Source organism: Actinomyces massiliensis 4401292, from assembly GCF_000269805.1.
Taxonomy (GTDB): Bacteria; Actinomycetota; Actinomycetes; order Actinomycetales; family Actinomycetaceae; genus Actinomyces; species Actinomyces massiliensis.
Map to the genome: position 1 here is coordinate 1 of NZ_AKIO01000029.1, position 1093 is coordinate 1093.

The 1093-nt window shown below is 41.0% G+C and carries 1 protein-coding gene; it reads left to right on the top strand.

Annotated features, from left to right (window positions below):
* Positions 1-149 precede the first annotated feature (149 nt).
* Positions 150-1093 (top strand): transposase (locus W5W_RS15350; RefSeq protein WP_017193825.1); only part of this gene is annotated, 944 nt, incomplete at its 3' end.

The following is a 1093-nucleotide window of genomic DNA, read 5'->3' on the forward strand; positions in this document are numbered from 1 at the left end:
TAGTGGGTTGATGAGAAGTTATAATCTGAGCCTGGGACAATAGTCCCTTATCTCCAAAAAAGCAACGGCAAATCCGTTGCTTTTTTGCATGGTTGCGATAGTCTTGGTAAAATAGAATTGCACAATAAACCATTTAGAAAGGCTATCCCATGCATATTCACTATAACACAAATCAAACAACTTTACCACTAGAAATCAGTTCTTTCTTGCCACAAGACCATCTCGTCTTTACGATTGAAAAAGTGGTGAATACTTTGGAGGATTGTCACTTCCACGCCTTCTATCATGCCTTTGGTCGCCCGTCTTATCACCCTAAAATGCTTGTATCTGCTCTTCTATTTGCCTATTCACAAGGGATCTTCTCTGGTCGAAAAATTGAAAAAATGATGATTGAAAATCTCGCTATGCAGTACCTAACAGGACAGTTAGTTGTTAGCTACCGCACCATCAATCGTTTTCGTGTCGCTGAAGGGATGGGAGAACTCATTCGCGATCTTTTCATCGACCTCAATCTTCGTTTAAAAATGGAAGAGTTAGTGACCTTAGATTGTCTGTTTATTGACGGCACTAAGATTGAAGCCAACGCCAACAAGTATAGTTTCGTATGGAAGAAAGCGACAGAGAAATTCTCCGCCAAACTTCAAGAACAGATACAGGTCTATTTCCAAGAAGAAATCACTCCCCTGATCCATCAAGCTATCGAACTGGATACACAAGAGCCTATCTCCTCAGAGCAGTTGCTTGCATTCGCTCAAGTCCTTGAAGAAGAATTGGAAAAATTGAACCAAGACATGGAGGAGACACCCGTTAAAGGGAAGGATGAACGTAAAACCCAACGTCGTAAACTCAAGAAAGTCTTGCGTAAAGTCAAGGAGGATTTTTCAGTACGTGCTGAAAAATATGAGAACTATCAGAAGACATTTGACGGGCGTAACAGCTTTTCCAAAACCGATTCAGATGCCACTTTTATGCGCATGAAAGAAGACCATATGAAAAATGGCCAACTCAAGGCCGCCTATAATCTTCAAATCGCTACTGAAAACCAATTTGTGCTTCACTATGATGTCTTCTCAAATCCGACAGACACCAAGAC